The sequence below is a fragment of the Kribbella sp. NPDC023855 genome (assembly GCF_040639475.1).
In the GTDB taxonomy this organism is placed as follows: Bacteria; Actinomycetota; Actinomycetes; order Propionibacteriales; family Kribbellaceae; genus Kribbella.
This window is the reverse complement of sequence record NZ_JBFAAA010000005.1, coordinates 189,009-213,277: the sequence shown is the minus strand read 5'-3', so window position 1 is coordinate 213,277 and position 24,269 is coordinate 189,009. Positions and strand designations below refer to the sequence as shown.

Sequence of the window (24,269 nt, the reverse complement as noted above, 5' to 3'; positions counted from 1 at the left end):
AGAGAAGCATACTTGTATACAAGTACGCAAAGGAGAGGTCGAATGACGGACAGAGTGCGACGCGCCTCCGGCGGTCAGGTCGTGTACGCCGAGCTGAAACAGCGCATCTTGTCGCTCGACCTCCCGCCCGGGCGCCGACTCTTCGAGCCGGAGCTCTCCCAGCAGCTGCAGGTGAGCCGCACGCCGCTGCGCGAGGCGCTCCGCCTACTGCTCGCGGAGGATCTGCTGGAGCAACTCCCGACGGGCGGCATGGTGGTGCGCTCGCTGTCGGCGGAGGAGATCGAGGAGCTGTACTCCGTCCGCGCGGTGCTGGAAGGCTTGCTGGCAGCCGAAGCCGCCACCCGCATCACGGACGAGTCGGCCGAGGCCCTGAAACTCCTGGTCGCCCGCAACCAACGCCTGGTCGAATTCGCCGACGACGCCATGAACGCCGGCCACGACTTCCACCTGAAAATCGCCGAAATCGCCGACCACACCTGGGCCGCCCGCCTCCACCACCAAATCGACGGCCAAATGGCCCGCTACCGAGCCTTCACCAACCAAACCCAATCCCGCCGAACAGCAGCCCTCCAAGAACACGAAGCCATCCTCGAAGCCCTACTAACCGGCAACCCCACCCAAGCCCGCGCCTTAGCCGAAGCCCACGTCCAAGCAGCCCGAACCACAGCCCTGAACACAATCGCCGACCGCCTGCCCTAAAAGCAGAGTAGTTATTTGGTTAGTAGGCGGTAGCGGCGTTCTGGGCGGCCGGCTACGCCGTAGCGGGGGCGCATTTCGGCTTTTCCTATGGTTACTAGGTGTTCCAGGTAGCGGCGGGTGCTGCTGCGGGAGAGGCCGGTTACCTCGGCGCATTCTGTGGCTGAGAGGTCGGGTTGGGGTGCTTCGCCTAAGGCGCGGAGTACTAGGTCGGTGGTTTCTGGGCTGATGCCCTTCGGGGGTGCTGTTCGGCTGCTGGTGGTGCGGAAGACTCGGTCTACCTCTTCCTGGTGGGCTTCGGTGAGGTCGTGGAGTTCGGCTTGGTGGCCGGCGTAGTCACGGAGACGGGCTCTGAGCGACTCGATCTCGAAGGGCTTCACCAAATACTGGAAGACGCCGCCGCGCAGCGCAGTACGGAGGGTGTCGAGGTCGCGGGCGGCGCTGATGACGATGACGTCGACCGGGTAGTCGGACGACGATTCGCGGAAGCGGCGCAGGACCTCCAGGCCGCTCATGTCCGGCAAGTAGATGTCCAGCAGCACCAGGTCAGGACGCAGGGTCCGTACTGCGGCCAGCGCGTCCGCTCCTGTCCGCGCTGCGCCGATGACCTCGAAGCCTGGTTGGGATGCGACCACGCTCGAGTGCAGCCGCGCCACCATGAAGTCGTCGTCCACGACGAGGACCTGGATCATGCCCGTGCCTCCGCGAGCATCGGCAGTGTCGCCACGAACACCGCGCCGTTCTCGTTGTGCACCGTCACGTCCCCGCCCCGCTTCCGGCAGATCACCTGAACCAGCGCCAGCCCGATCCCCCGGTCCTCGGCACCGTCCTTCGTGCTGAACCCTCGTGTGAACACCCGCTGCTGCATCGCCCCATCCACACCCGGCCCGGAATCCCGCACCTCGATCCGTACTGCGCCGCCCGCCTCCAGCACCTCGACGGCAACGAACGGGTCCCGAGAGCCCGTCGCGGCATCCAGCGCGTTGTCCACCAGATTGCCGAGCACCGTCGACACATCTGTCGCGAGCCGCTCCTCCAACCGAGGCAACCAAGTGGCTTGGTCGACAACAAAACTGACTCCGCGCTCGGCCGCTTGGCTGGACTTGGCGATCAGCAAGGCAGCGACCGCCGGATCGGCCACCCGGGCGGTGATTCCCGCCGTCAACTCGGTCTGGTCGGCCGCGACGCGCTGGATGTAGCGGCGGACGTCGTCGTACTCCCCCAGCTCGATCAGTCCGCTGACGATGTGCATCCGGTTGCTGAACTCGTGCGCCTGCGCCCGCAGCGTGTCGGTGGTGTTCCGGGTCAGGTCCAGCTCGCGTTGCAGTTCGAGCAGCTCGGTCCGGTCGCGGAAGGTCGCGACCCAGCCGATGTGCCGGCCGTGACTGCGGACCGGCATCCGGTTCAGCGTCAGCACCCGTCCGTGCAGCGGCAGGATCCGGTCGGTCGCCGTGTCGGTGCCGTCGAAGATCTCCACCAACCGACCGGTGTCGTCCACCTCGGACAACGCCAGACCAGCAGAGGCCAGCGGTACGCCGAGCAGGATCGCCGCCTCGTCGTTGACCATCGTGATCCGCCGATCCAGGTCGACCGCGAGCACACCCTCCTTGATCCCGTGCAGCAACGCCTCGCGCTGCTCGACCAGACCGGTGATCTCGCGCGGCTCCAGCCCGAGCGTCTGCCGTTTCACTGTTCTTGCCAATAGCAACGACCCGATCACTCCCAGCAAGCTGGCGATGCCCAGGTAGGTCATCAGGTTGGGCATCGCCGCGGTCAGGTTGTCCAGCACAGAGGGGTACTGCCGGCCGACGGCGACCACGCCTTCGGTCGCGCCGGACTTCTCGTTGAGGATCGGCGCCATCGCGAGCGCGGCGCCGGTGGCTTCGTCGCGCCCGACCCAGGACCGGCCGAGGAACGCGTCGGTCTCCTGCAGCAAGGGCTTGCCGGTCATCGGCAGCGGGTCGGTCGAGGCAATGATCTGACGGTTGCGCAGGGCCACCACCACGTACGTCGAACCGGAGAAGGTCCGTCCGGACTCGACCACGGACTGCGCCTGGGCGACATCATCGGGCCACCGGCTGGCGGCATCCCGTACGCCGGCGGTCACCGCGAGGCGTTCGGCCACCGCGAGGGCCCGGTTGCCCTCGGTCTCGCGGTAGCGCGCACTCAACTGCGCCACCGACACCGCCGCGACGCCGATCAGGACGACCAGCACGATCAGCAGCTGAACGGCCAGCATCCGGCCGGCCAGGGTCCACCGCCGTGGCCGTAGTACCACTCGCCGTCTGGTCTTCACGCCCTGATTGTGCGCGGAAGGGCCCGATCACGCCAACGCCTGCGTGAGCACAATGAACACAACTGAGTTTGCGGTAGTAACGGTGACACCCTCGACGAGCCGCGCCACGCTGACGAGCAACCGCACCACCGAAAGCAAGGAGACTGCCGTGCGAGCACGGACGTGGTTCACCACAATCAGCGCCGTCGCGGCGTTCGCCGTCGTGGCGAGCGGCTGCGGCGTGAGCGCCGACGACAACGCCTCGGGCGGTGCCAGCACCGGCCCGCTGAAGGGCCTGCGCATCCTCGTCCCCAACTCCCCCGGCAGCGGGTACGACACCACCGCCCGGGCCGCGGCCAAGGCGATGCAGGACGCCAAGCTGACCGACACGGTCGAGGTCTTCAACACGGCCGGCGCCGGTGGCACGGTCGGTCTGCAGCGGCTGGCCAACGAGAAGGGCAAAGAAGACATCCTGATGCAGATGGGTCTCGGTGTCGTCGGGGCCGTCTTCACCAACAAGTCCAAGGCGACCCTGCAGGACACCGTCCCGATCGCGAAGCTGATCGCGGAGGCCGAGGCGATCGTCGTACCGAAGGATTCGCCGTACACGAGCCTGGACCAGTTGGTGGCGGCCTGGAAGGCGGACCCGCGCAAGGTACCGGTCGGCGGCGCCTCCAACAGCGGTGGCCCCGACCACCTGACGCCGATGCTGCTGGCCAAGGCCGTCGGCGTCCAGCCGAAGGAAGTCACCTACGTGCCGTACGACGGTGGCGGTGAGCTGCTGACCGCGATCCTCGGCAAGAAGGTCGCGTTCGCGGCCACCGGGATCGGTGAGGTCGCCGAGCAGGCCAAGTCGGGTGACGTGAAGATCCTCGCGGTCACCAGCGAGAAGCCGGTGGAAGGCGTCGACGCGCCCACGCTGAAGAGCCTGAACGTCGACCTGGTCTTCACCAACTGGCGGGGCATCGTCGCGCCGCCCGGGCTGCCGGACGAGAAGAAGAAGCAGTTCGTCGAGCTGCTCACCAAGATGCACGAGTCCGAGCAGTGGAAGACCACGCTGACCAAGCAGGGCTGGACGGACGCGTTCCAGACCGGTGACGAGTTCAAGAGTTTCCTCACCTCGGAGAACGACCGGGTCGCCGGCGTGCTGCGAGAGCTGGGTCTCGTCGCCTGATGAACGCCGTGAAGCAGGGCCGCTCCGAACTCGGAGTGGCCCTCCTCCTCCTGGTCCTCGGCGCCTGGGCGCTGATCGACACGTCGCAGCTGTCCGTGGTGGAGGGCGGCCGCGGACCGGTCGGCCCGAAGACGGTGCCGATGGCGGTCGGCATCCTGCTCATCGTCACCGCGGTCCTGCTCGCGATCGACATCCTCCGCGGCGGTCGCGGCGAGCAGGAATCCGGTGAGGACGTCGATCTCGGCCACGGCAGTGACTGGAAGACGCTCGGTCTGCTGGTCGTCGCCTTCGTCGCCAACATCCTGCTGATCGACCGGCTCGGCTGGCCGGTGTCCGGCGCCGTGCTGTTCTTCGGTACGACGTTCGCGCTCGGCAGCCGGCACCTGATCCGCAACGCGATCATCTCGATCGCGTTGTCGGTCGGCACCTGGTACCTGTTCAACCTCGGCCTCGGCATCGCCCTGCCGGTCGGGATCCTCAAGGGAATCCTCTGATGGACGCGCTCAACGAACTGCTGAACGGCTTCGCCACCGCGGCCCATCCGACCAACCTGCTCTACGCCTTCGTCGGTGTCCTGCTCGGTACTGCGATCGGTGTGCTGCCGGGGATCGGCCCGGCCATGACGATCGCGCTGCTCCTGCCCCTCACCTACGCGCTCGAACCGACCCAGGCGTTCATCATGTTCGCCGGCATCTACTACGGCGGCATGTACGGCGGCTCGACCACGTCGATCCTGCTCAACACGCCAGGTGAGAGCGCCTCGGTGGTGACCGCGATCGAAGGCAACAAGATGGCCCGGAAAGGCAGAGCCGCCGCCGCTCTGGCCACCGCGGCGATCGGATCGTTCATCGCCGGCACGATCGGTACTCTCGCCCTGGCGCTGGTCGCACCGGGCGTGGTCAAGCTGGCGATCAAGATGGGTGCACCCGACTACTTCGCCGTGATGGTGCTCGCCTTCGTCGCGGTCACCACCGTGCTCGGCTCGTCCAAGATCCGCGGTCTGGCCGCGCTCGCGATCGGGCTGCTGGTCGGCACGATCGGGATCGACCCGACGTCGGGCCAGCAGCGGCTCACGCTCGGCCTGCCGGAACTTGCCGACGGCATCGATGTCGTGGTGGTCGCCGTCGGGTTGTTCGCGGTCGGCGAGGCTCTGTGGATCGCGGCGCATCTGCGTCGTACGCCGGCCGACATCATCACCGTCGGGGCCGCCCGGATGAGCCGCGAGGACTGGCGCCGCTCGTGGAAACCGTGGCTACGCGGTACGGCGATCGGCTTCCCGTTCGGCGCGATCCCGGCCGGTGGCGCCGAGATCCCGACCTTCCTGTCCTACGTCACCGAGAAGAAGCTGAGCAAGCACCCCGAGGAGTTCGGTCAGGGTGCAATCGAGGGCGTCGCCGGTCCCGAGGCGACGAACAACGCGTCGGCCGCTGGTGGTCTGGTTCCCCTGCTGACGTTGGGGATCCCGACCACCGCGACCGCCGCGGTGATGCTCGGCGCCTTCCAGGGGTACGGCATCCAGCCGGGTCCCCGGCTGCTGCAGACCCAGCCCGAGCTGGTCTGGGGCCTGGTGGCCAGCCTCTTCATCGGCAACGTGATCCTGCTCGCGCTGAACCTGCCGCTGGCACCGCTCTGGGCCAAGCTGCTGCGAATCCCCAGGCCCTACCTGTACGCCGGGATCCTGTTCTTCGCCAGCATCGGGGCGTACGCGGCCAACCTGTCCACCTTCGACCTGTGGCTGCTGCTCATCCTGGGTGCGCTCGGCTTCGGGATGCGGCGGTTCGGGCTGCCCGTCGTACCGGCGATCATCGGCATCATCCTCGGCCCGACCGCGGAGGAGCAGTTGCGGCGCGCACTGCAGATCAGCGACGGGCACGTCAGCGGGCTGGTCGACACCTGGTTCGCGAAGATCGTGTACGTCGTGATCCTGCTGGTCCTCGTCGTTCCACCCATCGTGTCGCGGCTGCGGACTCGCGAGCCCGCCGAGCCCGTCAAAACAGGAGACTGACATGGCGATCATCGTCGGGTATGTGCCAACCCCTGAAGGCGTCGCCGCTCTGGAGGGCGCGATCGAAGAGGGCAGACTGCGCGGTCAGCGGCTGGTCGTGGTGAACTCCTCGCGCGGCGAGGCCCTGGTGGACAAGCGTTTCGCGTCCGGGCCGCAGTGGGAGTCGGTCGAGCAACGGCTAGCCGAGTCCGGCGTCGATCATGAACTGACCCAGCTGGTGGCAAGCAAGGACGCCGCCGACCAGATCCTCCGCCTCGCCTATGAACTGAACGCCGAGCTCATCGTCATCGGCCTCCGCCGCCGTACTCCGGTCGGCAAACTGATCCTCGGCAGCCAGGCCCAAACCATCCTGCTGGAAGCCGAATGCCCAGTCCTGGCAGTCAAGTCACCGCACGCGTGAACTCACAGCAGTACCAGGTCGTCGCGGTGGACTACTTCGCGCTCGTACGTCGGGCCGAGGTCGCGGGCGAGGTCTCGGGTGGAGCGGCCCAGGAGGCCGGGGAGTTCGGTGGCGTCGTAGTTGACCAGGCCTCGGGCGATCACCAGGCCGGCGGGTGAGAGCAGGTCGACCGGGTCGCCGGCGGAGAAGTTGCCTTCGACGGCGGTGATTCCGGCCGGGAGGAGTGAGGAGCGGCGTTCGGTGAGGGCTCGGACGGCGCCGTCGTCGAGGATGAGGCGGCCCTGGCCCGAGGTGGCGTGGGCGAGCCAGAGCAGGCGGGTCTTGCGGCGGCGGCCGGTCGGGTGGAAGAGCGTGCCGACCGGGTCGCCGCGCAGTGCTTCGCCGACGCGGGCGGCCGAGGTGAGAACGACCGGAATCCCTGCCTCGGTAGCGATTCCGGCTGCTTCGACCTTAGTCTGCATGCCGCCCGTGCCGACGCCGGAGCTGCCGGTTCGGCCGATCTGCAGCGGCTCGAGGTCGGCGGGTCCGCGGACGTCGGTGATCATCGTCGTACCGGGTTTGCGCGGGTCTCCGTCGTACAGGCCGTCGACGTCCGACAGCAGGACCAGCAGGTCGGTGTGGACCAGGTGGCTGGTCAGCGCGGCGAGACGGTCGTTGTCGCCGAAACGGATCTCGGTCGTCGCGACGGTGTCGTTCTCGTTGACGATCGGGACGACGCCGAGCTCGAGGAGCCGGGCGAAGGTCCGGTAGGCGTTGCGGTAGTGGCTCCGCCGGGTGACGTCGTCGACGGTCAGCAGCACCTGGCCGACGCGGAGCCCGTGCGCGGCGAAGGCGTCGCTGTAGCGGGCCATCAGGAGGCCCTGGCCGACCGACGCGGCCGCTTGCTGGGTGGCGAGGTCGCGGGGGCGCGAGCGCAGCCCCATCGGCGCCAGTCCGGCCGCGATCGCGCCGGAGGAGACCAGCACGACCTCGCTGCCCTCGACGCGCCGCGCGGCGATCGCGTCGACCAGCAGCCGCAGCCGTTCGAGGTCGATCCGGCCGCGCTGGGTGAGCGACGACGAACCGACCTTCACCACGATCCGCCCGGCCTTGACGACCTCGGCCCGTTGCTTCCTGTCCCGCATCAGTTTTCCTGACTCAGTCCGAGCTGGCGAGGCCGGCGTCGTCGACGGCCTCAGGTCATGCGTCCTGGTTGTTGCTTTCGGCATCGATGTCGATGTCGATGCCTGCAGCATAAGCGCGTTCGGCTTCCAGTTCCTCGGCGGCGGCCAGCTCGCGGGCTTGTTTGCGCGCGGCCTTCTCGGCGGCCTTCTGGGCTGCCTTCGCCTCTGCCGGGGTCAGGTCGACGTCGTCCTCGACCCAGCCCTTGCCGTACTCCGACAGATCCGCCGGTCGCTCGATCTCGCCCGCCCTGAGGGCGTGGTACTGCTCGTCCTTCTCCTTGCGACGCTGAGCCGCCGGGCGGTCCTCGTCCAGCCGCTGGTCCTCACCACGCCGCGACAGCAGCTCCGCGCCGGCCTGGATCTCGGGAGCGAAGTCGAAGACGACAGCGTTCGGGCCGTCGCCGATCTGTACGCCGTCGCCGGCCTGCGCACCCAGCTCGAGCAGCTGGCGCTCGACGCCGAGCCGGTTCAGCCGGTCGGCCAGGTAGCCGGTCGCCTCGGCGTTGGTGAAGTCGGTCTGCCGGATCCAGCGCTCGGGCTTCTCGCCCTGCACCAGCCACAGGCCGTCCGGGGTCTTCTTGACCTTGAACTCCGGGCCGCCGGACGCGCGCGGCCGGAGGATGATCCGGGTGGTGTCCGGCTTCTCCTCCTCGGCGCGACGCTTGGCGACGATCTCGGCCATCGCGAACTTCAGCGCGTCCAGGCCTTCGTGGCTCGCGGTCGAGATCGAGAACACCTTGTGGCCGCGCTGCTCGAGCTCGGCCGTCACCATCTCGGCGATCTCCTTGGCGTCCGGTACGTCGATCTTGTTCAGGGCGATCAGCCGGGGCCGGTCCTCCAGCCCGCCATGGGCCTTCAGCTCCGCCTCGATCGTGTCCAGATCGCTCAGCGGGTCACGGCCCGGCTCGTACGTCGCGCAGTCGATCACGTGGACCAATGCGGCACACCGCTCGACGTGACGCAGGAAGTCGTGGCCGAGACCGCGCCCCTCGCTGGCCCCCTCGATCAGCCCCGGCACATCGGCCACGGTGAAGACGTGCTCACCGGCGACGACAACGCCCAGGTTGGGGATCAAGGTGGTGAAGGGATAGTCCGCGATCTTCGGCCGGGCCCGGCTGATCGAGGCGATCAGCGAGGACTTGCCGGCGCTGGGGAAGCCGACCAGGCCGATGTCCGCGACGACCTTGAGCTCGAGCACGATCGTGCGTGCTTCACCCTCTTCGCCGAGCAGCGCGAAACCGGGCGCCTTGCGGCTGGAGCTGGCCAGGGCCGCGTTCCCGAGGCCACCCTTGCCACCGGCGGCCGCGACGTACTCGGAGCCGTGGCCGACCAGGTCGGCGAGCACTTCGCCTTCCGGCGTACTGACGACTGTGCCGTCGGGGACGGGCAGGATGATGTCCGCGCCCTTGCTGCCCGCCTGGTGGTCGCCCCGACCCTGCTGGCCGTTCGTCGCGGAGCGGTGGGAGGAACGGTGGTAGTCGACCAGCGTGGTCTGGTCGAGGTCGACCCGCAGGATGATGCTGCCGCCGTCGCCGCCGTTGCCGCCGTCGGGACCGCCGAGGGGCTTGAACTTCTCGCTGTGCACCGAGGCGCAGCCGTTTCCGCCGTTGCCACCGGCGACGTGCACCGTGACCCGGTCGACAAAGCTGGGGATCGCCATCGGTATTCAACTTCCTGCTGGGAGAACTGACTTCTGGGGTGCTGCTGCCTTCGGGGAAGGCATCTTCTTCTACACATAGCCGAAGGGCGGGCCGCGCTATTCCGCGGACCCGCCCTTCGACAAGGCTTTGTGACTCGACCGGGTGGCGGTGTTACTCCGCCGGGGCCGGGACGATGTTGACGACGCGACGCCCGCGGCGGGTGCCGAACTCGACCTTGCCCTCAGCCAGCGCGAACAGCGTGTCGTCGCCGCCACGGCCGACGAGCGTGCCCGGGTGGAAGTGGGTGCCCCGCTGGCGGACGATGATCTCGCCGGCGTTGACCAGCTGACCACCGAAGCGCTTCACGCCGAGCCGCTGCGCGTTGGAGTCGCGACCGTTACGGGTCGACGCTGCTCCCTTTTTGTGTGCCATGTCTGTATCAGCTCACTTCTTCTTGGCGTCGATCGCGGTGACCTTGACCTGGGTGTAGTGCTGGCGGTGCCCCTGGCGCTTGCGGTAACCGGTCTTGTTCTTGTACTTGAGGATGTTGATCTTCGGGCCCTTGGTGCGGCCGAGGACCTCGGCCGAAACGGCCACCTTGGACAAAGCGGCGGCATCGGTCGTCACGGTGTCGCCATCGACGACAAGGACTGCGGGCAGCGAAACAGTGTCGCCGACCTGGTCCGTCAGGCTGTCGATCTCGATGACATCGCCGACGGCGACCTTCTGCTGGGTGCCGCCACTGCGCACGATCGCGTACACCGTGGATCTCACTCTCTGTTTGTTCGGAAGTCTTACCGGGCTGCGGTCTCACACACGTTCACGCGGCCCACATAAAGGAGGCACGCGAGACGCGCGCCGAATGACAAGAATACGGCGCGCGTCACGAGTGGGTCAAACCGGGGTGGACGCCAGCTCCGGAGCGGTCGCTCCGGCGTCGGATCCGTTGTTACCTGCATCACTGTCATTACCGTCGCCGGCCTTGCCCCGCCCACGGCTGCTCCGCCGGCGCCGGGCACTGCCGTTCCGCCCAGAACCGTTGCTCTGAGCCTTCTCACCGTCATCGGAGCCCGACTCATCCTGAGCCTGCTCACCCCGCGCCTGCTCGCCCTGAGAGCCACCCTGCGCCTGCTCGCCCTGGGAGCCCGCCTGCGGCTGCTCGCCGCTGGCCTGCTCCTGAGCCTGCTCGGCCGCCTGGTCACCCTGCGAGCGACCACCCTGCGACCGCCGCCCACGAGAACGCCGACGGCTGGTGCCCTCGGACTTCTCCTCAGCCGGTACGTCGCCGCCTTCGGCGGTTGCCTGCGAGCCGCTGTGAGCGCCGTCGGCGCCAACCTGCGACTCCTGCTCGGTGCGAGCGCCTCCGCGAGAGCCCCGCGAGCTGCCGGCGGCCTCGTGGTCACCTTCAGCGGACCGGGCGTCCCGCTCTGAGGGCGTGCCCTCCGAGGACTCCGTGGCCGAGTCTGCGTGCGAAGTAGCCGGCGGCTCGGCGTGCGGAGCCTCGCCCTCGGTGTGTGCGGCGGCTGCGGCGCTGGCGGCGGCTATCTGGGCCAGGCGCTGGGCTGCGTCACCGTTGGTGGTCGGTTCCGGCTGGTCGTCCTCGCCTCGGCCGCGTCCCTTGCCGCGGCTGCGGCTGCGGGAGGTCTTCTTGGCGGCCTCGCCGTCGGACTTCTGGTCGTGCGAGTGCTGCTGCTGCCCGCGACCGCGTCCGTCGTCCTGCCGGCGGCGGGACTCCTTCGGCTCGTCGTGCAGGATCAGCCCGCGCCCACCACAGTGGTCGCAGTTCTCGCTGAACGCCTCCAGCAGGCCCGTACCGATCCGCTTCCGGGTCATCTGGACCAGTCCGAGCGAGGTCACCTCGGCGACCTGGTGCTTGGTCCGGTCCCGGCCCAGGCACTCGACCAGCCGGCGCAGTACGAGGTCGCGGTTGAGCTCCAGCACCATGTCGATGAAGTCGATCACGATGATGCCGCCGATGTCGCGCAGCCGGAGCTGGCGGACGATCTCCTCGGCCGCTTCCAGGTTGTTCTTGGTGACCGTCTCCTCGAGGTTGCCCCCGGAGCCGGTGAACTTGCCGGTGTTGACGTCGACGACCGTCATCGCCTCGGTCCGGTCGATGATCAGCGAACCACCCGACGGCAGCCAGACCTTGCGGTCCAGCGCCTTCTTGATCTGCTCGTCGATCCGGTAGTTCGAGAAGACGTCACCAGACGTCGCGTCGTCCCACTTCTCCACCCGGTCGGCCAGGTGCGGAGCGACGGTGGAGACGTACTCCTTGACCTGGTCGTAGGCCTCGTCGCCGGAGATGACCAGCTTGGAGAAGTCCTCGGTGAACAGGTCGCGGACGACCCGGATCAGCAGGTCGGGCTCGCCGTGCAGCAACTGCGGCGCCTGGCCCGACTTCGACAGCTTGTCGATCTCGGTCCAGTACGACTGCAGGCGGCTGACGTCGGCGGTCAGCTCCTCCTCGGTCGCACCCTCGGCCGCGGTCCGGACGATCACGCCCGCCTCGTCGGGGACGATGTCCTTGAGGATGCCCTTCAGGCGGTTCCGCTCGGTGTCGGGCAGCTTGCGGCTGATGCCGCCGTTGCCGCCGCGCGGGACGTAGACGACGTACCGGCCGGGCAGGCTGATCTGGTTGGTGAGCCGGGCGCCCTTGTGGCCGATCGGGTCCTTGGTCACCTGGACCAGGACCGCCTGGCCGGACTTGAGCACCGACTCGATCTTGCGCGGGCCGTTGCCCCCGCCGAGGGTCGCCCAGTCCACCTCACCGGCGTACAGGACGGCGTTGCGGCCCTTGCCGATGTCGATGAACGCGGCCTCCATGCTGGGCAGCACGTTCTGCACCCGGCCGAGGTACACGTTGCCGATCAGCGAGACCTGCTCCTCCTGGGCGACGTAGTGCTCGACCAGGACGTTGTCCTCGGAGACGGCGATCTGGGTCAGGTCGCCGCGGGTGCGGATCACCATCGTCCGCTCGACCGACTCCCGGCGGGCCAGGAACTCGGCCTCGGTGACGATCGGCGCGCGGCGGCGGCCGGCGGCGCGGCCCTCGCGGCGGCGCTGCTTCTTCGCCTCCAGGCGGGTCGAGCCCTCGACCGCGGTGATCTCGTTGTTCACGGTCTTGCTGCGCGGCTCGCGAACCCGCACGACGATCTCGTCCGGGTCGTCGGGCGCCGTACCGGGGTCCTCGCCCTTGCGGCGACGACGACGGCGACGGCGGCGCGACGACGTACCGGAGCCGTCCGTCTCGTCGTCGGCCTCGGCGGACTGGTCGTTGTCGTCGGACTCGTCGTCCTGCTGGTCGTCGTCCGAGTCGTCCTCGTCGGCGCTGTCCTCGGCGCCGTCGGCGTCACCGGCCTTGCGGCGGCGACGGCCACCCCGGCGACGGCGGCGCCGGCGGTTGCCTTCGCCACCTTCCTCGCCGTCGTTGTCGTCGGCCTCGGCCGACTGGTCGGTGTCGTCCTCGTCGTCTTCGGGCTCGGTCTCGCGGGCCTGCTCGAGCACGGGCTCGGCGCGGTCGGCTGCTACCTCTTCGGGGTCGCGGCCGCGACGGCTGCGACGACGGCGCGTGGTCGGCTGCTCGTCGGCAACCTCGGCGGTCTCTTCGGCCTCGACCTCGGGTGCGGCTGCCTCGGCCGCGCGCTCGGCGGCGGTCGAACGGCGGCGGGTACGACGCCCGGTGGGCGCCGGCTCCTCGGTGCTCTCGTCAGGCGTCGCCTCAACCGGGCTGGTCGCTGCTGCCTGAGCAGGCACCTCGACGGGCGCCTGGAACAGCACAGCCGCGGCGGCCGGCGCACGGCGGCGCGTACGACGTACCGGAGCCTCGGCGGCGGCTTCAGCTGCGGCGGCTTCGGCTGCGGCGTCAGCTGCTGCCTTCTCGGCTGCTGCAGCTTCAGCGGTGGCGGCTTCGGCTGCTGCCAGTTCTTCCTCGGTCAACTGCTCTTCGGGGAGCTCCGCGGCGGCCAGAGGGCCGTCGGTGGTCGGGGCGTCCTCGGAGAGGAGGTTCGGCTGCGCGGCGGCCTTCTTGGTGGTGCGCTTGCGCGTGGTCTTCTTGGCAGGTGCCGGGGCGTCCGTGGGCTCCTCGGCGGGAGCGGCAGGCCCGTCGTCGTCGCCCAGGAGGCTGTCCTGACCGGCAGCGGCGCGACTGGCGGCGGTCTTCTTGGCGGGGCGCTTGGCGGCCGCCTTCTTGACCGTGCGCTTGGCCGCAGCCTTCTTGGCCGGCGCGGGCGCCGGGTCGGCCGACTCGGCGTCGGACTGGGTGCTGACCGCCTCCGCCTCGGCGGGAACGGCCGCGGCGGCCTTCTTGGTCGTGCGTTTGCGGGTCGCCGTCTTCTTGGCGGCCGGCTGTTTGGCAGCGCGCTTGGCTGCGGGGGCGGTGGCGGCCTGGTCGGCTGCTTCGGTGGTGTTCGGCTCGTTGTCGAGCATGCGGTGCGGGTCTCCTCAGGCCTTCCGGCGCACCCTGCGACCCCTGTCACGGGTCCGGTGCCGCCAGAAAGCGGTCACGGTTCGCCACTCCCGGGGTGCAAATCCGGCGCGGCGGAAGCCTTCTGGATCCGCCCCCGCCAGCGCCTAGGGCGCAGCTGGAGCGGCGGCGTCGCTCTCCGCTACTTGCGTCTGGTGGTCGACCGCCTGGCCGGTCGCGGTCGCCTGGGTGGCGTCGCGGTCACGAGCGAGCGGATCGTCCACAGTGCCGGTGGCCGCGAGAAGCGGGCCCTGGGCGAGCCTGGTCAGAAGAGCCGGGCCCGTCACCGGAAGCGTCGCTACTTCGAGCACGCCGGCGAGAACGTCGTCGGGTCTCACGGCCGGGGTTCCGTGCCGTAACACCACTTGCAGTATCGCACACGTCTCAACCCGCGCCGGCTCACTCCCGACGGTGAGTCGGAGAACGGCGTCCCGACAGTCGAACGAGCGAAGGCCCCGTTTGGTCATGCGCTCGACCAGAATTTCCTCCCGGGCAAGGAACGCCGCGACGGCCTGTTCGGCGTCGGCGGGATCCACCCCAGGCAACGCGATCAGCCACTCGCTGGCCTCCAGCTGGTCGGCCAGCGACCCGGGGGTGGCCACCACCACCTCGAGGATGTCCAGGCCGGTCGGCAGCGCCTCGTCGAGGTCGACCCGCACCTGCTCGGGATCCCGCTCGTGTGTGAGCGAAATCTCCAGGTACTCCGCCTCCGAGGCTGCCCCGGTCGGTGCGGCGCCGGCGTACGAGATCTTGGGGTGCGGGCTGAAGCCGTGCGAGAACGCGACCGGGAGCTCGGCCCGCCGTACGGCTCGCTCGAACGCGCGCTGGAAGTCGCGGTGTGAGGTGAACCTCAGCCGCCCGCGCTTGGCGAAGCGGATCCGCAGCTTCTGGACCGCGGGAAGCTGCTGGGACGGCGGAGCCTGTACTGGTGCCACGGCGCCATTCTCGCAGCTTCCGGGCACCACGCGGACATCACCGCTCCCCCGGCCCCGGGTGAGCTCAGGCAGGCGCCGCCCGCAGGACGGTGTCGATGACGCCGGGGAAGCGCGCTTCCAGCTCGTCGTAGCGCAGCGTGGTCCAGCGGCGATTGCCCTCTTCGCGCTGATGGATCACACCGGCTTCCCGGAGTACGCGGAAATGATGGGTGAGCGTGGACGGCGCGACCGAGACCGGGAACGTCCCGCAGGCTCGCTCGAGGTCGTTCCTGAGCGTGCGCACGATGATCAGCCGGGTCGGATCGGCCAGCGCGTGCAGGACGGCGTACAGGGTCAGATCCGCCGCTTCGGGGTGGACCAGGGCCGGCCTGCGGGGATGCGCCATGACTTTCCTTTCGATGATCGTCGTACGAGTGTATCGTCTTTCGACATACGACGAACGTCGAAAGGAATCCGATGCGCGCTCTGCTCTTCGACCGGCCGGCCGGCGACACCAGTACGACGAGGGTCGGCGACGTCCCCGCTGCCGTGCCCGGGCCAGGTGAGGTGGCTATCGACGTCCGGGCGGCCGGGGTGAACTTCATCGACGTGATGGCCCGGCGCGGGGACCCTGGATACGCCACCGGTTGGCCGTTCGTGCCCGGACTGGAGGTCGCTGGGGCGGTACGGGCGCTGGGGCCTGGGGTCAGCGGGCCTGCGATCGGTACGCCGGTTGCGGCGTTCACCGGGACTGGTGGGCTCGCCGAGATCGCCGTAGTACGGGCTGAGTTGGCTGTGGAGATCCCTGCTGGGGTGTCGATCGAGGAGGCTGCTGCAGCTCCGGGGACGCTGACTACTGCCGCGCTGCTGCTGGGACCGACTGGGCGACTCCGTCCCGGCGACAGCGTGCTCGTGCACTCGGCCGCTGGTGGCGTAGGGCAAGCATTGGCCTCCCTCGCTCGCCTGTACGGCGCTGGGTTGTTGCTGGGGACAGTGGGTAGCGCTCAGAGGGTCGCGCTGGCGGAAAAGGCCGGGTACGACGCTGTGGCCGTCCGTGGTGAAGGGCTGGTCGCCCGGGTCCGGGAACTGACCAGCGGACGGGGAGTTGATCTGGTGCTGGACCCGCAAGGGACCGACTGGATCGACAGCGACCTGGAGTTGGTCGCCCCTGGCGGACGGGTGGTGCTGTTCGGCAACGCGGGTGGGGCGCCGCTGGCCGCGCTACCGCCGGCGGGAAAGCTGTTCGGCGGGAACGCGGCCATTGGTGGGTTCAGCATCAGGGGGTATGCGGCCAAGGCGCCGGGGATGGTGGCTGAGGCACTGCGGGAGGTGCTGGACAGGCTCAGCCGGGGTGAACTGGAGGTGGTGCTGACTGTTCGTGACGGGCTCGAGTACGCCGCTGCGGCTCAGCAGGCGTTGGCGGAAGGGCGCGGCGAGGGCAAGTACGTCATCCGCCTCTAGTTGGACTTGCCGGTCAGGACGAGTGCCCAGGTGAGGAGACCGAACGCGACGGTGCTGAGCACCACCCGGACCAGGTTGAATGCGCGCCACTTCGACTCGTCGAAGGCTGCCCGGACCGCCGCGACGTCGATCGTGTTCGGATCGCCGGCCGCCTTGATCGCGTCGTTCAGCGGCACGTTCACAGTCACGGTGATGATCACGACGGCCAGGTACAGCACGAACGCGACCGCGATCCAGGGCAGCGACTTCTCCTTCAGGTTCAGCGCCCCGGCGACCGCGGTGAAGATCAGCGCGCCGAAGAAGCCGATCCCGAGGAAGGCCGGGTTGATGATCGCCCGGTCGACCGCCTGGAACGCGGTCACGAAGGTCTTGTCGTCGGTCTTGGCCAGGCCGGGCATGAAGGCGTTCGCGTAGATCCCGAAGACGCCGGCGACCAGGCCGGTCAGCATCGTGGCCACCATCAACGACGCAACTCGCAGTCCATTCATGGCGGCAAACTATCCGACCGGCCGGCCGGCTAACTGTCAAAGGGCACGGCACTGACCGGAGCGAGGTCCGGCGACCTGGTTGGGGGCTTGGAGGTTGGTCGGGGTGGCCGCGTTCGAGGTGCAAGCGAGCGGGCCGTTGATGGTGTTGCCTGCCAGTACTACGGGCTCTGTCGTCTGGGCGTTGAGCACGGTGACAGGGCCGGCGATGGTGCTTCCGACCAGTACTGCGCTACGGCTGGTGCTGGCGAGGTTGACCGGGCCGCTGACCGTAGTACGGAGGAGGTGGACGTCTGCTGCTCCGGAGGCGTCGACCGGTCCTTGGATCTTGGTGTCGGTGGCAACTAGCGATGCGCCTGGGCGGACCGTGACCGGGCCGTTGACTGTGGCATCGGTCAGGCAGGTGACGCCGGATGTCAATGTGAGCGGGCGGTTCTGGATGCCGGTGAGGGTCGTGGTGCAGGTCGGTGCCGGGCGCAACAAGGTGACGGCGAAGCGCTCCGGGGCCGCGATGTTGCCGGGGGCATCGATGGCGCGGTACTCGATCTGGTGCCGGCCATAACCGGACGGGACGTCGTCCCACGGCACGACGCGCGGGACGCCGAGCTTGCCGTAGACAAGTTGGTCGATCTCGGTGCCTTCGGCGGTGAACCGGAACGGCAGGTCCGCGTCGGTGGGCCAGCCGTAGTAGTTGTACCAACCATCACCGTTCACCCGGAACTCCGGTACGACGTACCCGGCGCTGTTGTCCGTCGCTTTGAGGGACATCGTGAAGGCGTCGTTGTAGATGTACTCCGGTCCGCTGGGTTTGGTGATCTTGAGGAGCGGCTTGGACAGGGTGGCGGTGGTTGTCGGGGTGGTCCCGTCGACCTGCCAGGTACGTGTGTCGGAGCCGACGGTCGCGGTGAGCGTGTGCGTGCCGGTCAGGTTGAGCGGCGCGAGCGGGAGATCCCGGTCGTTCCCCGGGTTAGCCACCACACTCCCGTCAAGCCGCCAGGTAACCACCGGCTGCTCAGAATCAGACTGCGTCGTCTCCACATAAACCACCTCCCCCGCATTAACCGGCTGCTCCGTCGCCGTCGACGCGGTGAAGGTCGCCTGACTCGCGGCGGGCACCGCCGCGCTGGCTGAGCGCCGCTGCGCCGCAGAAGTTTCCGCAAGCCCGGCTCCCCCGGCCAGGGTCGCCGCCTGCTCGCCTTCGGCTCGCGCGGCTTGCGTGGTCGCCGCGGCCTGCGCCTTGGCTTGCGTGGGTGCGGGTGGGTTGATGGTCCAGGTGCGGGTTGTGGTTATTGAGGCTCGGACGGCGGGGTCTCGGATGAAGGGGGTGGGGTCGGTGATGGTGGCGGTGAGGGTGTGAGGGGTGGTGGAGGGTAGGGAGAGGGTGGATAGGTCTATGAAGCGTTGGTTGTTGGTGGGGAGCGGGGTGCCGTTGAGGGTCCAGGTGACTGTCAGTTCGTGGCTGGCGGGGTGGAGGGTTTGGAGCCAGACGACCTGGGTGGGGGCTACTGGGCCGGGTGGGGTGCTGGCTTGGATGAGGTTGGCTCGGGAGGAGATTCGCTGGGTCATCCGTTCGCGGGAGACCTGGTCGAAGTAGTAGCCGAGGACCTTCATCATCGAGTGCCGGCTCGGCCGCCAGACGCCCGAACCGGCGTACATGCCGGCCTCGTAGCGCCCGATCCGGCCGCCGGACTCCGACTGCTCGCCCAGCCAGCGGAACCACTTCTTCTGCTCGGCGAGCATCTGCTGCTCGGTCAGCAGCGTGTGGTGGATCGAGCTCGGCTCCGGACCCTCGTACGCCGCGCCGCGGGCGCCGCGGGCGTAGTAGTCGTACTCGTCCTGCAGCCCGCCCAGCGAGTGGCCGAGCTCGTGGGGTGTGATCAGAGCGGACAGTGCGTTGCCGCCCGAGGCGGTCGCGTAGGTGCCGCCGGCGCCGCCGTAAGTGTCGCTGTTGCCGATAGCAAGAATCTGGCGGTTGGACGGGGTGGTGCCGGGGACCAGGTCGGCGTACTGCGCGGCGGCGGTCGCGCTGACTGTGAGTAGTCGCTGGACCGAGGCGGGGTTGCAGCCGCCCCAGAATCCCATCTGGAGTGGGGTGTCGACCTTGGGGGAAGTCAGGTTGGGGTCGCAGTCGACGCCGCTCTCGGGTGAGGGGATCTCGACGGCGTACACGTTGATGTAGTTGCGGTAGCTCTTGAACGGCTCGATGCTCCAGAGCACGTTCAGGTGCTTGTCCACCTGCTGCCGGAACTTCGGCAGGTCGGCTGCTGTGTACCCGTCACCCATCACCACCAGGTTGAACCGCGAAGCCGCCGGTCCTGTCACCTGCAGAGGCACAACAGTCCCGGCTGGCGTTGCCTGAACCGCGGCGGGCACCGCCGCGGTGGCTGCTGAGCTTGCGGTGGCGGCTAAGGGGAGGCCGATCAGGGCTGCTGTGGCTACTGCTAGGGCTGCGGTCAGGCGGGTTGTTCTGGGTGTCACCGGGCGGTCCTCCCCCACGTCTGGCGCCCCGGTGTGGCTCGTGGTGAGCCCGCCGGGGAAAGCCTACGAAGGGGGGCGTGTTCTTGTCAGCGGTTCACGGCGCGGCGACTTACGCGCTGACAGGGGCGGGCGCGGGCGTCGTACGGCATCATGAGGGCTCGGGGAAACGTGAGGAAAGGACATCGATGACGGAACCGGCACAGTCGCCGCGGCCCGAACCGGACCGGGAGGTCCCGGTCGGGGACGTGGGTGACGGCGACGGCAAGGGCATCTACTGGATGCTGAAGCATGTCGTGGTCGGCCCGCCGGTCAAACGCATCTTCCGGCCGAAGGTCGAGGGCGCCGAGCACATCCCGGATGTCGGGCCGGCGATCATCGCGAGCAACCACCTGTCCTACGCGGACTGGATCTTCATGCCGCTGGTACTGCGCCGCCGGGTCACCTTCGTCGCCAAGTCGGACTACTTCACCGGCGCCGGGATCAAGGGCCGGTTCCAGCGCGGCTTCTTCAAGGGCACCGGCCAGGTCCCGATCGACCGCTCCGGCGGCTCGGCCTCCGAGGGCGCCATCAAGGCCGGCCTGAAGGTGCTCGAGCGCGGCGACCTGTTCGGCATCTACCCCGAGGGCACCCGCTCGCACGACGGCCGGCTGTACAAGGGCCGGACCGGCGTCGCCCGGCTCGCGCTGGAGGCCAAGGTCCCGGTCATCCCGTGCGGCGTGATCGGTACCGACGTGGTCGCCCCGCCCGGCAAGGTGGTCGCCTCGTTCGCGTCCCCGACGGTCAAGTTCGGTGAGCCGCTGGACTTCTCGCGGTACGAGGGGATGGAAGGCGACCGGCTGATCCTGCGGGCCGTGACCGACGAGATCATGTACAGGATCATGGAGTTGTCGGGCCAGGAGTACATCGACATGTACGCCACCAAGGCCAAGTTGCTGGAGGGCCGGGCGCCCACCGGCGCACCCAAGAAGGTCCGCAAGACGGACACCTGATCCAGAGGGTGAGATGGCATGGCGCTAGGCTGGGAAACCGTGGACGGACCGATCGCATACCAGGGTGAGCCAGGGGCCAATTCGGCGATGGCGTGCACCGAGATGTTCCCGGACCGGGAGCAGTTGCCCTGTACGACGTTCGAGGACGCCCTCGAAGCGGTCAGCACCGGTCGCGCCGGACTCGCGATGATCCCGGTGGACAACTCGATCGCCGGCCGGGTGGCGGACATCCACCACCTGCTGCCGGACTCCGGGCTGCACATCATCGGCGAGTTCTTCCTGCCGATCCACTTCCAGCTGATGGCAGTGCCGGGCGCCTCGATCGAGTCGATCCGGACCGTGCGCAGCCACGTGCACGCGCTCGGCCAGTGCCGCAAGATCATCCGCGAGCACGGCTGGTCGACCGTCGTCGCCGACGACACGGCCGGGTCGGCCCGCGAGGTCTCCGAGCTCGCGGATCCGACCGTCGCCGCGCTCTCACCGGTCGCGGCGGCCGAGCTCTACGGGCTGGAGATCCTGGCCGAGGACGTCGAGGACGAGCACCACAACACCACCCGCTTCCTGGTGCTGTCGCGCGAACCGCACGTCCCCGCGGTCGGCTCGGGCCCGACGATCACCAGCTTCGTGTACCGCGTCCGCAACGTCCCCGCCGCGCTGTACAAGGCGATGGGCGGGTTCGCCACCAACGGCGTCAACATGACCAAGCTGGAGAGCTACCAGCTCGACACCACCTTCTTCGCGACCCAGTTCTACGCCGACGTCGAAGGGCATCCGGAGGATCCGCCGGTCGCCCTCGCCCTGGAGGAGCTTGCCTTCTTCTCCGTCGAGGTCCGCCTGCTCGGCGTCTATCCGGCCCATCCCTTCCGAGCCCAGATCGCCGAATCAGCCGCCAGCCGCGCCCTCCGCCCCCACCACTAGCCACCGCCTGCGGAACTCTCCCGCCTAGTGCACGGAGGCAGTCGGCTATCTGAGCTTGAGGGCGTCGAGGGTTGTTTGGGTTGTGGTGTCGCCGGCGACGTCGGTGACGGTTGCGCGGAGGGAAAGCTGGGTGGCCCTCGGCGGCGTGGAGAAGATTGCTCGGGCTCTGGCGGTTGAGGCGCGCTTCCAGGTCTGGCCGTCGGGTGAGTATTCGATGACGAGGTTCTTGAGCGGTGGGGTGCCGGGCTGGGTGTCGTAGGTGAAGGGCAGGACGGTGGTTGGTTTGCGGGGTAGCTGGTTGTAACGGTCGACGGCTGGGTGGAAGCGGACGAAGCGGAGCGGGAGGGGGCCGTCTGTGGTTGAGCGGAAGGTGGCGGTGACGGAGGTCGTTCCTGTCGAGGTCTCCAGGCGGTACTGCGCCGGCGGCTGACCCGTCACTTCCAGCTTGCCGAATTCGGGTGACTCGGCGACTAGCTCGCCGGCGCGCGACAGCTTGGTGACTGCGGTGCCCTCCGTCGTACCGGCGTGGCCGTCGGGGTCGTTGTGCGAGAAGAGGTGGATCTTGAGCGCGTCACCGGTCCGTACTGCGCTTCCTTGGCCGGCGAAGCCGGGAGTGTGGACGGCGGCGTTCCAGCGCTGGTGGGTCGTGCCGGCGCGAAAACGCTGGGCCGGTGATGACAGGTTGATCGACTCGTCTTGGTAGATCCGCGTCCATTCGGTCGCGCCCGGTTCGTAGTACTGGTCGACCTTGGCGGGGAGCGTCATGCGGAAGCCGACGCCGAGGGGCGGGCGGACGTTCGGCTGGGAGACGACCTGGATCGCGGCGGCGTCGGGCGTCGCCAGGTTGCCGTGGAACGTCGACGCGACGTGTGCCAGCGAGCGATCGGAGACCCTTCTGGTCAGGCCGTCGAAGGGTGAGCCGCGCCGGGTGTCGAGCAGGTTGTAGGTGTACGGCGAATTGACGAACTCGCCGTCCGCACCGGGCGCCCCGATGCTCGTCATCACGAACGAGGTCAGCTGGTCCTCCGGGACCGGATCGCCGAGGCGGCCGAGGAAGAGGGCGTTGCCGGGGAGGAAGAGCTGGCCGAGGCTGAGCCAAGGGCCGTCGGGAGTACTTCGGTGGAAGCCGGATTGGGTCAGGTACGGCTTCGCACCCTTCCGCGACACGGTGATGTCGACCGGCTTGGCCTGGCGTGCGTCGGCGACCAGGGTTTGGTGACCGTCGATCTCCAGCTTCGGCTGGACCAGTTGACTGGTTGCCGCCGCGCCACCGATGGTTGCCTGCAGCAAATAGGATCCGCGCGGCAGCCGGACGGTTTCCTTGCCGTTGACATCGACTGGGCTGTCGTAGAAGTCTCCGGTGGCGAGGTTCCAGAGCCAGGATCCGCTGGAGGGCGTCGGCTTTCCGTCGCGGGCGAGGTGCGTGATGGTGAGGTTGTAGCTCTCGACTTCCTTGTCCACGACGATGGGCGTGACGAGTTGCTGCTGTCCGGCGGTGGCGACGATCCTGCCGTCGTACAGGCCGTCCGGGCCGTTGTGAGAGGTGTCCGACGTGACCTGGAGCGACGCCTTGCCGCCGGCTGGGATGGCGAGCTTGTGGGTGCTCAGGGTCAAGGCTTGCGTGGGCGCCGGCTGGTCGGCCGTGGCGGTTTCGGTGCGGAGGTCGAGGGTGACCGCGGTGGTGCCGAGGTTGCGGTAGACGAGTTGTTTGGCGACGGGCTTGTCGTCGGCGTGCGGCCAGAGCGCAGTACCGAAGGAGATGCTGAGGGTTTCGGCGATGACGGATTGAGTAACGGCGCGGGCGGCGTCGACTCGTCCAGCGCCTTGCTTGTACGCCGTGAGGTCCGCGGCGGGCTTGGCGGCTGCCATCAGTGCGCTTTTGAGCTCCGGGGCCTTCCAGTCAGCATGTTGCTGGGCGACGAGGGCCGCGGTACCGGTGACGTGCGGGGTGGCCATCGACGTACCGGACATGCGGGTGTACTTGTCGCCGACCGGGTCCTCGGGGTGGGAGGCGGCGGATCGGGCGGCGACGATGCCGACTCCGGGGGCGGTGAGGTCGGGCTTGATTGCGCCACCAGGGCCGGGGCCCTGGCTGGAGAAGTCGGCCAACTGTTCCTGCGCGTTGACGGCGCCGACGGTGAGGGCGGACTCGGCCGAGCCGGGGCTGTTGATTCTGGCCTTGCCGGGCTCGTTGCCTGCGGCAACCACGAAGAGGGTGCCGGTCTGTCGGGTGAGGCGGTCGACGGCTTCCTCGAGTGGGTCGAGGCCTTCCGAACCAGGACCGCCGAGGCTGAGGTTGACCACGTTCGCGTGCTGGGCGACGGCCCACTCGAGTCCGGCCAGGATGGCTGACTCCGGGCAGTAGCCGTGGGCGTCGCAGACCTTGCCGTTCAGGAGCTTCGCGTCGGGGGCGACACCGCGGTAGCCGTCGACGCCCTTGCCGGCGATGGTCGATGCGACGTGGGTGCCGTGACCGGCTGCGTCGTCGAGGGGTTCGTCGGTGAAGTTGGCGGAGGCCGTGACTTGGCCGGCGAGGTCGGGGTGGGTGGAGTCGATACCGCTGTCGAGGACGGCGATCTTCACGCCCTTGCCGGTGTAGCCGGACTGCCAGGCGGCGGGGGCGCCGATCTGCGGGACGCTGTGGTCGAGGGTGGTGCGGAGCTTGCCGTCGAGCCAGATCTTCTGGTTCGGGTTGGCTTTGAGGAAAGCGGTCGCCTTGGACTTAGGGACGCGGACGGCCAGGCCGTTGAGGGCGGGGAGGGTGGCGGTGATGGTGGCGTTGGCGGGTTTGGCGCGGGTGGTGCGGTGGGTGATGAGGAGCGGGATGTCGGTGCGGGTGGTGTCGTCGTAGCCGTCGCGGAGGAGGCCGTTGAGTTCGAACAGACGGGGGTCGAGGGTGCCGCGATTGATGGCGTCGCGGACGTCGGAGGGGACGACTGTCCACTTGTTGGCTGTGCGGCGGGACTCGAAGCTGACGTGGGCCCGACCGGGCGCGGGGCGGACAACTGCGTGGTTTGGGTTGCCGTTGAGGAGTACTACCTGGTCGCCGGTGATGAGGGTGACTGCTCGGTTTTTGGGTGGCGTGGTTGAGGTTGTCTGGATCGCGGCGGGCACCACCGCGGCGGCTGAGGCACGCTGCGCCGCGGAGTTCGGAAGTAGTGCGGAGGCGGCCAATGCTGCGGTGAGTACGAGGGCTGCTTTCACGA

At 68.7% G+C, this 24,269-nt stretch carries 19 protein-coding genes and 1 pseudogene; 8 read left to right on the top strand and 12 right to left on the bottom strand.

From position 1 onward, the window contains the following. Positions 1–42 precede the first annotated feature (42 nt). Positions 43–699 (top strand): GntR family transcriptional regulator, encoded by a 657-nt coding sequence (locus AB0F51_RS20040; RefSeq protein WP_360281926.1) that lies wholly within the window; start codon positions 43–45, stop codon positions 697–699. A gap of 11 nt (positions 700–710) precedes the next feature. Here the strand turns inward: AB0F51_RS20040 and AB0F51_RS20035 are convergent, their stop codons facing one another. Together AB0F51_RS20035 and AB0F51_RS20030 are read right to left on the bottom strand one after the other, a co-directional pair. After that, entirely contained in the window at positions 711–1,388 is a 678-nt protein-coding gene (locus tag AB0F51_RS20035; protein WP_360281924.1) for a response regulator, read from the bottom strand. Continuing rightward, entirely contained in the window at positions 1,385–2,992 is a 1,608-nt protein-coding gene (locus tag AB0F51_RS20030; protein ID WP_360281922.1) for a sensor histidine kinase, read from the bottom strand. The genes AB0F51_RS20035 and AB0F51_RS20030 overlap by 4 nt, the downstream gene beginning before the upstream one ends. 148 nt (positions 2,993–3,140) lie before the next feature. Here AB0F51_RS20030 and AB0F51_RS20025 point away from each other — a divergent pair, with 148 nt between their 5' ends. The 4 genes from AB0F51_RS20025 to AB0F51_RS20010 are packed head-to-tail and all read left to right on the top strand — an operon-like array spanning position 3,141 to position 6,550. Continuing rightward, positions 3,141–4,145, top strand: coding sequence for a tripartite tricarboxylate transporter substrate binding protein (locus AB0F51_RS20025; RefSeq protein WP_360281920.1), 1,005 nt, complete (start codon positions 3,141–3,143; stop codon positions 4,143–4,145). Then, entirely contained in the window at positions 4,145–4,639 is a 495-nt protein-coding gene (locus AB0F51_RS20020) for a tripartite tricarboxylate transporter TctB family protein (protein ID WP_360281918.1), read from the top strand. Before AB0F51_RS20025 ends, AB0F51_RS20020 begins: the two co-directional genes overlap by 1 nt. Continuing rightward, a complete protein-coding gene (locus tag AB0F51_RS20015) occupies positions 4,639–6,150 on the top strand; it encodes a tripartite tricarboxylate transporter permease (protein ID WP_360281916.1) in 1,512 nt (503 codons plus the stop codon). The genes AB0F51_RS20020 and AB0F51_RS20015 overlap by 1 nt, the downstream gene beginning before the upstream one ends. 1 nt (position 6,151) lies before the next feature. After that, positions 6,152–6,550, top strand: coding sequence for a universal stress protein (locus tag AB0F51_RS20010; RefSeq protein WP_360281914.1), 399 nt, complete (start codon positions 6,152–6,154; stop codon positions 6,548–6,550). A 2-nt stretch (positions 6,551–6,552) separates the two neighbouring features. Here the strand turns inward: AB0F51_RS20010 and proB are convergent, their stop codons facing one another. The 7 genes and pseudogenes from proB to AB0F51_RS19975 all read right to left on the bottom strand — a co-directional run bounded on the left by proB (position 6,553) and on the right by AB0F51_RS19975 (position 15,138). Next, positions 6,553–7,674 carry a glutamate 5-kinase gene (proB, locus tag AB0F51_RS20005; protein ID WP_360281912.1) on the bottom strand — a complete coding sequence of 374 codons (1,122 nt, stop codon included), beginning with the start codon at positions 7,672–7,674 and terminating at the stop codon, positions 6,553–6,555. Between the two features lie 55 nt (positions 7,675–7,729). After that, positions 7,730–9,373, bottom strand: coding sequence for a GTPase ObgE (gene obgE / locus AB0F51_RS20000; RefSeq protein WP_360281910.1), 1,644 nt, complete (start codon positions 9,371–9,373; stop codon positions 7,730–7,732). 151 nt (positions 9,374–9,524) lie between these two features. Beyond that, on the bottom strand, positions 9,525–9,785 hold the full coding sequence (gene rpmA, locus AB0F51_RS19995) for a 50S ribosomal protein L27 (protein ID WP_360281908.1): 261 nt from the start codon (positions 9,783–9,785) through the stop codon (positions 9,525–9,527). A gap of 12 nt (positions 9,786–9,797) precedes the next feature. Beyond that, positions 9,798–10,115, bottom strand: a complete 318-nt coding sequence (gene rplU, locus AB0F51_RS19990) for a 50S ribosomal protein L21 (protein ID WP_360282548.1) — start codon at positions 10,113–10,115, stop codon at positions 9,798–9,800. Between the two features lie 963 nt (positions 10,116–11,078). Continuing rightward, positions 11,079–13,781 (bottom strand): annotated as a pseudogene (locus tag AB0F51_RS19985) (Rne/Rng family ribonuclease); the annotation flags it as partial. A gap of 144 nt (positions 13,782–13,925) precedes the next feature. Then, entirely contained in the window at positions 13,926–14,753 is an 828-nt protein-coding gene (locus AB0F51_RS19980; RefSeq protein WP_360281906.1) for a TIGR03936 family radical SAM-associated protein, read from the bottom strand. A gap of 64 nt (positions 14,754–14,817) precedes the next feature. Then, positions 14,818–15,138, bottom strand: a complete 321-nt coding sequence (locus tag AB0F51_RS19975; protein ID WP_360281904.1) for a helix-turn-helix domain-containing protein — start codon at positions 15,136–15,138, stop codon at positions 14,818–14,820. Between the two features lie 71 nt (positions 15,139–15,209). Here AB0F51_RS19975 and AB0F51_RS19970 point away from each other — a divergent pair, with 71 nt between their 5' ends. Beyond that, a complete protein-coding gene (locus tag AB0F51_RS19970) occupies positions 15,210–16,193 on the top strand; it encodes a zinc-binding alcohol dehydrogenase family protein (protein WP_360281902.1) in 984 nt (327 codons plus the stop codon). Here AB0F51_RS19970 and AB0F51_RS19965 read toward each other — a convergent pair. After that, a complete protein-coding gene (locus AB0F51_RS19965; protein WP_360281900.1) occupies positions 16,190–16,681 on the bottom strand; it encodes an anthrone oxygenase family protein in 492 nt (163 codons plus the stop codon). The genes AB0F51_RS19970 and AB0F51_RS19965 overlap by 4 nt on opposite strands. A 36-nt stretch (positions 16,682–16,717) precedes the next feature. Further along, positions 16,718–19,156, bottom strand: coding sequence for a M64 family metallopeptidase (locus AB0F51_RS19960; protein WP_360281898.1), 2,439 nt, complete (start codon positions 19,154–19,156; stop codon positions 16,718–16,720). Positions 19,157–19,341: 185 nt separating this feature from the next. Between AB0F51_RS19960 and AB0F51_RS19955 the strand changes: the two genes are divergently transcribed. Next, a complete protein-coding gene (locus tag AB0F51_RS19955; protein ID WP_360281896.1) occupies positions 19,342–20,145 on the top strand; it encodes a lysophospholipid acyltransferase family protein in 804 nt (267 codons plus the stop codon). A gap of 39 nt (positions 20,146–20,184) precedes the next feature. After that, the gene (locus AB0F51_RS19950; RefSeq protein WP_360281894.1) at positions 20,185–21,063 is read left to right on the top strand and encodes a prephenate dehydratase; all 879 of its coding nucleotides are present in this window, start codon (positions 20,185–20,187) and stop codon (positions 21,061–21,063) included. Between the two features lie 45 nt (positions 21,064–21,108). On the opposite strand, the gene AB0F51_RS19945 is transcribed toward AB0F51_RS19950, so the two are convergent. Beyond that, positions 21,109–24,267, bottom strand: coding sequence for a S8 family serine peptidase (locus AB0F51_RS19945; protein WP_360281892.1), 3,159 nt, complete (start codon positions 24,265–24,267; stop codon positions 21,109–21,111). Between the last annotated feature and the right edge of the window lie 2 nt (positions 24,268–24,269).